Origin of the sequence: Veillonella ratti (assembly GCF_003992115.1) — a bacterium.
In the GTDB taxonomy this organism is placed as follows: domain Bacteria; phylum Bacillota; class Negativicutes; order Veillonellales; family Veillonellaceae; genus Veillonella_A; species Veillonella_A ratti.
Map to the genome: position 1 here is coordinate 117,503 of NZ_RQUX01000007.1, position 6,000 is coordinate 123,502.

The 6,000-nt window shown below is 40.5% G+C and carries 5 protein-coding genes and 1 tRNA gene; 2 read left to right on the plus strand and 4 right to left on the minus strand.

The window, feature by feature from the left end:
- Positions 1-194 precede the first annotated feature (194 nt).
- The 3 genes from EO124_RS04780 to EO124_RS04790 all read right to left on the minus strand — a co-directional run bounded on the left by EO124_RS04780 (position 195) and on the right by EO124_RS04790 (position 3,187).
- Positions 195-572 (minus strand): VOC family protein, encoded by a 378-nt coding sequence (locus EO124_RS04780; protein ID WP_164726551.1) that lies wholly within the window; start codon positions 570-572, stop codon positions 195-197.
- A gap of 322 nt (positions 573-894) precedes the next feature.
- Entirely contained in the window at positions 895-1,872 is a 978-nt protein-coding gene (locus EO124_RS04785; RefSeq protein WP_127058568.1) for an aldo/keto reductase, read from the minus strand.
- 640 nt (positions 1,873-2,512) lie between these two features.
- The gene (locus EO124_RS04790; protein WP_021842494.1) at positions 2,513-3,187 is read right to left on the minus strand and encodes a YjbE family putative metal transport protein; all 675 of its coding nucleotides are present in this window, start codon (positions 3,185-3,187) and stop codon (positions 2,513-2,515) included.
- 390 nt (positions 3,188-3,577) lie between these two features.
- Between EO124_RS04790 and EO124_RS04795 the strand changes: the two genes are divergently transcribed.
- A complete protein-coding gene (locus EO124_RS04795) occupies positions 3,578-4,939 on the plus strand; it encodes an MATE family efflux transporter (RefSeq protein ID WP_127058569.1) in 1,362 nt (453 codons plus the stop codon).
- 153 nt (positions 4,940-5,092) lie between these two features.
- Here the strand turns inward: EO124_RS04795 and EO124_RS04800 are convergent, their stop codons facing one another.
- A complete protein-coding gene (locus EO124_RS04800) occupies positions 5,093-5,737 on the minus strand; it encodes a hypothetical protein (protein ID WP_127058570.1) in 645 nt (214 codons plus the stop codon).
- A gap of 59 nt (positions 5,738-5,796) precedes the next feature.
- On the opposite strand from EO124_RS04800, the gene EO124_RS04805 reads away from it, so the two are divergent.
- A tRNA-Leu gene (locus tag EO124_RS04805) sits at positions 5,797-5,880 on the plus strand.
- The last annotated feature ends 120 nt before the right edge of the window (positions 5,881-6,000 follow it).

The window sequence follows — 6,000 nt, forward strand, 5'->3', positions numbered from 1 at the left end:
TCGTTTTGTTGAAACATTATCTAAACACATGTACCGGTCTATAAATCCGATCCGGTACCATTAACACAACAACACTAATCGCTTAACCATGCGATTAATACTGATCAGTTTTAACTAGTAATAATTATGATTACATGTACATTATATAGTGCTTTCCCTACCTTGTCAACAACTATATTTATTTTTTTCTATATTTAATTATAAGAACTAATTTCAATTAGATTGCCGTCATAATCTCGTAAATACACACTTTGCATAGTCCCCAAAGCACCGTGTCGAATCACCGGACCTTCTTCAATGGGATACCCTTTTGCCTCAATTTCCTTCACAATCTCATCAATGGACTCATCCACACGTAAACACAAATCGAGACTGCCATACGCTGGATTTTGAGCGGCCGGTAAAAATTCGGCTTTACGCGTATAGATGTTAAATTTACTCTCGCCAAAGCGTAAAGTATAGCGATTATTTGACTCATCTAATTCCATACCTAGAATACCAACGTAAAAAGCTAAACATTTATCTAAATCTGCTGTAGTAATTACTAAATGATCTATGGCTTTAATTTTCATTGTTATTATTTGCTCCCTGTTCTAAAATAGATTGCTTCACATATGAAATAAACTGTTTCGTTACCGGCGATGCCTCACTTCTATAAATCCTGCAAACAATCAAGTTATAGGCTACATGCAACACGTTTTGCTGTAAGCCTATGTCCATATTTTTATTCTCTATGTGAAAAGAGTAGTCATGTTGTACTGTACTTAGCCCTCCTCTCTCAAGAAAGGCCCGATCAATCAACGTGACTACTCTTTTTTTATAGGTTGTACCCGCTCAATAATACGAGGTTTGTCGCTCTAATACGAGCCTTTTTATGTCCTCACCTAAGAGTTTTTAACGGGCACCCATAACCTTATGAGGTACATACGGTTCTTCCAAATACGCCACGTCTTCGTCGCTTAACTTGACGTTGATGGCGGCCACCGCATCATCAATATATTTCTCTTTCGTCGGCCCGATAATCGGCGCTACGACGCCCTTATGCCACTGCCAAGCCAAAGCAATGCCGGTGCGCGTTGTGCCGTAACGCTCAGCCAGTTCACCAACGCGGTCAACAATAATCTTATCCGTTGCCATCGTGCTGTCATACTTGCCTTTAGCAAATTTATCGAGTTCCGCTCTCGTTGTTGTCGCTGTCCAATCACGACTGAGTCGGCCGGCTGCCAACGGACTGTATGGCGTTAGCCCCACACCCATATCTTTACAAAGAGGAATCATTTCTCGCTCTTCTTCACGATAGAGCAGATTATAGTGATTCTGCATGGCTACAAACGGCACCCAGCCATGACGTTCCGCCGTATATTGTGCCTTTTGGAACTGCCATGCATACATAGCACTGGCACCCAAATAGCGTACTTTGCCGTCCGTTACCAAATCATTAAGGGCACGCATCGTTTCTTCAATCGGCGTGTTATAGTCCCAGCGATGAATGTACAAAATATCCACATAATCAAGGCCTAAACGGCGTAAGCTCTGTTCTACTTCATACATAATTTCTTTACGGGACAAACCGCCACCATTCGGGCGTTTACGCATTTCAACAAAAACTTTCGTGGAAATTACCACATCTTCACGTCGCATAAAATCTTTAACGGCACGGCCCAAAATTTCTTCACTCACGCCGTCACTATAGCAATTGGCCGTATCAAAGAAGTTAATTCCCTGATCAACGGCATGTTTGATGACCTTACGGGCTTCCGGTTCTTCCAAAACCCAACAAAACTGTTCACTCACCGGTGCGCCATAACTCATACAACCCAGCGCCAATTTAGAAACATCAAGACCTGTACGACCTAATTTTACGTATTCCATAGTGTCTCCTTATTTATACTGCCCTATTTGCCTTACGTTTTAATATCGCCATCTTAGTCAAAGATATATAAACGATTAACTAAGGCAGTACTTTTTATTTATTGCGAGATTGATTTCTTACCTCTATTTTACTTGTTTAGGTCCTTAGATTTCAACCATTGTTCTGCCAAATCGGCTTATTTAACGTTTTTCTTAATCCATTTTTCCACATGAGCCGCTACTTCATCGCTGTTTTTATCTTGGAAAATGAAGTGATCATTGCCGTAAATAGGAAGGAAGAAGAGCAGATGCTTTAAATATACGAAGTGCTGCTTTTTTCAAAGATTTCATGGTAAAACCTCCTGTTAACAATACTATTCAATACTATAATAAATTAATTCGATTACTTCTTACCCTTTTAGTATATCGAAAATCTTCTCTAAATGTACAATAGCACTTCTCAATACAGGTATGTGTCTCGTTTATACTGAATAAGAACTAACTCAGTGACTAGATCTTAGTTATACAAAAAGAGGTCTTGCTGAACACTACCCTACAACACTCTGCTGCATAGTCGTTCAGTAAGACCTCTTAATTTTAAGATCACTATTTAATTGTTAGCATTTAATTTGTATTTATAACAGATTGTTCACATCAACAATTAATTATCAGCTTTTTTTGCTGTCAATTTACGTTGAATCAAAGCAGCACCAACTACTAAGATGATACATGCGATTTTGAACGGTAAACTAATCGGGTCGATTAAATCGAACGTATACTGGTCAACGTGAATCATTTCGCCGCCAATCCAGCCTAAAATACCGCCACCGAAGAAAAGAATAACAGGGTATTTTTCAATCAACTTGATGAACATCGTGCTGCCCCAGATAATAATCGGTACAGTGATTAAAATACCAACAAGTACAAGCATCATGTTGCCCTCGGCTGCACCAACAACGCCAATAACATTATCGATACCCATGATACCATCCGCAATTACAATTGTAATAATGGCATCTCGCAAATTACTTTTCGCTTCAATATTATGCGACGATTCGTTGGCGGCCATTAATTTATAGCCAATCCAAAGTAATAATACACCACCTACTAAGCGTAGCCCCGGGATATTATTAATCGCTTCCACAAAAAGAAACGCCATAATTAAGCGTAAAGCAATCGCCCCGAATGTGCCCCAGAAAATAGCCAGCTTACGATGCTTTTCCTGTAAGTTTTTGGCGGCCATCCCAATAACAATCGCATTGTCGCCGGCCAATAAAATGTCGATGACAATAATTTTTGCAATTGCCAATAATCCTGCAGCTGAAAACAGTTCCAAAATCATACCTCCGTCAAATTAATCAATGTATCGTAATATATCAATATACTATAGATATTATATCGAAATATCGTCACCTTGTCGATAGAAATCTGAAAATTTTTATAGCATACTTTTTAATAAAAAACGCTTAACTCTAGCAATCCTTCTATATCATAATACATACACGGCGAACGATATTTCGTTATTCTCGCTTCTATGAGAATAACTTTTCAATCCCCTTTTACTATGTTACAATAAAATTATAATAATATTGACATGATGAACACATTTCGAGTAATATGTTGTGATTAATACATTGCAAATCAGATATTGCGCTTTTTTTGTGATTATTTTAAAATCTCCGATGATTAGTTGGAGACTTTTTTATTGTATAGATAAGGAGTTCGTATGCATCCTACCTTTAAGATTTTTGAAAAAATACTGTTGTTTTTACGGCTAGCCGGCCCTATCGTATTAACCCAATTCTCTTTGATTGCCGGCTCATTTGTAGCCATCTTACTATCCGGTCAATACAGTACCTTACACCTGGCCGGTGTATCGGTGGGCTATAACATATGGACAGCCTGCTTCTTCGGCGCCATGGGGATTTTGCTTGGTATTTCCCCTATTATTGCTCAACTTTTGGGGGCCAACAAAAAAGAGACTATACCGACGATTATTACTCACGGGCTCTATTTGGCGGTCGGCTTAGGAAGCCTCTTAATTCTAGCCGGGATTCTTGCCCTCAAACCGCTTTTGACACTGATTAATCTGGCGCCGGATGCGCAAGTTATAACCATTGACTACATGATAGCCATTGCCTTCGGGATTATTCCACTCATGGGCAGCACGGTTCTCCGAAATTCTGTGGATGCGCATGGCTTTACCCACTATTCCATGATCATTATGGTATCCAGTTTTGTCCTCAATGTGATTCTAAACTATGCCCTTATTTTAGGCAATTTCGGTCTTCCTGCCTTTGGCGGTGTCGGCGCCGGTATTGCTACTGCTATTAGCTGTTGGTACAACTTTTTAGCCTATATTGTTATTTTACTTTTTAACAAAAACTTCAACCACTATAAAGTTTTTAGACAATGGCCCGCTTTTCAAAGCCCCTATGTGATTGAACAATTAACCTTAGGAGTTCCTATCGGGATTGCGATTTTCTGCGAAATGAGTATTTTCAGCTTAGCTGGACTCTTAATGGCTTACTATGGCACGGAAATCATCGCCGCTCATCAGGCCGCCATTAGTTTTACCAACTTATTCTACGGATTTCCTCTCAGTATCAGTATTGCTTCCACAATTACTGTTGGCTATGAAGTAGGCGCACAACGATTCCGCGATGCCAAGCAATACGCCTATATCGCCCGCGGTATCGCCATTATCATCGCCATTCTTATTTGTATGTACAGCTTTACCCACTTGGAACAAATTGCCGGTTTCTATACGAATGATCCTCATATGACCGGTCTAATCAGTAGCTTCTTAGCCTATGCAGTCTTCTTTACTGTTATCGACGCCTTCGGCACACCGCTTCAAGGTGTACTGCGAGGCTACAAAGACGTGCGTATTATCTCTATCATCGCCCTAACCTGCTATTGGGGCGTAAGTACGCCGGTCGCAGCGCTCTTCACTTTTGGGTTCGACTTTGGTCCTTACGGCATCTGGATGGGCCTCTTAGGCGGCCTTACCGCTGCTTCCATTGCCTATACAGTCCGCGTTTGGTATATTCAACATCGCCGCTACGCTAAAGAACTGGAAGCATAAATTGCTTTTGATTGTACTGAAAAATACATTCGTAACTCATGATAGCAAAAAATACAGGGTTGCTTACTCAATGATAAGCGCCCTGTGTTTTTTTACTGTCTATTAATTTTGAAAAACTTCTTTGGGTTATCGCGTCCTGCAAGTCATTTACTTTTACTTCAACTTAACTTGAAAGGCTCGAACCGGCAAACGGTCTTTGCCACTAACGGTGCCAACAATCGGTAAACGATCGGCCAATGGCGTCATGGCAATCGGTTTGGCCAACTGTAACAACTCATTAAATCGGTCTACCAACACTTGCTTTTGAACCATCAACTCTTTTTGCGATTCACCGGTCATAGCCACGCCCGCTTCATAGACATAGTAAAGTTGAATCGACTCGCCCGTAAGCACGAAGTACGTCGCCTTAAGTAAAACAGATTGCGTCAATATGTCCAATAAACGTTCTAATTCGGCAACACTCTGTACCGGCACGGTAATCGTCAATGCATGTAGCACGCCACCGTTGCGACCGGTCAAATTTTGACCATAGTACGAAATCGGCGCCATAACGGCTTCGGAGTCCGGCGCTAAATTCAGGACTTCATTCAATTCATCACTAATCGCCGAATGCCCTGTTGGCTTACCGGATGTGTCTTTAGTGACTAAAATACCATTTGGCTTCCCTTCAGAACCGCCTTCTTTTTCGAGTATGCCTTCAGGAAAAATTTTCCGATAAAATGTTTTAGCATCAATTTCCTGATAGTTCTGACTTTCTATATATCGCAGTAAAGCTTCATATAATTGACTGATTGCCATAAATTTCTCCTTTGTTTGACAGGTAATAGTAAAAGTAATACAATAATAACATATTCCATGCGGTTGTGGCGGAATGGCAGACGCGCTGTCTTCAGGCGGCAGTGCCTTCGGGTGTGCGGGTTCGACTCCCGCCAACCGCACCACAAAAATGCTATTTCTATGATATTGGGTGATGATTGCCCGCTCATAGAAATAGCATTTTTTATATAGCTCCCTTTAATATTAAATAGCAAAGTTTTTATTGTCCTTCTTAATATAGATAT

Excerpts from the sequence above, each read along its gene's own strand:
- EO124_RS04780 (WP_164726551.1), bottom strand. The coding sequence starts at position 572 with ATGAAAATTAAAGCCATAGATCATTTAGTAATTACTACAGCAGATTTA.
- EO124_RS04785 (WP_127058568.1), bottom strand. The coding sequence starts at position 1,872 with ATGGAATACGTAAAATTAGGTCGTACAGGTCTTGATGTTTCTAAATTG.
- EO124_RS04795 (WP_127058569.1), top strand. The coding sequence starts at position 3,578 with ATGCATCCTACCTTTAAGATTTTTGAAAAAATACTGTTGTTTTTACGG.
- EO124_RS04800 (WP_127058570.1), bottom strand. The coding sequence starts at position 5,737 with ATGGCAATCAGTCAATTATATGAAGCTTTACTGCGATATATAGAAAGT.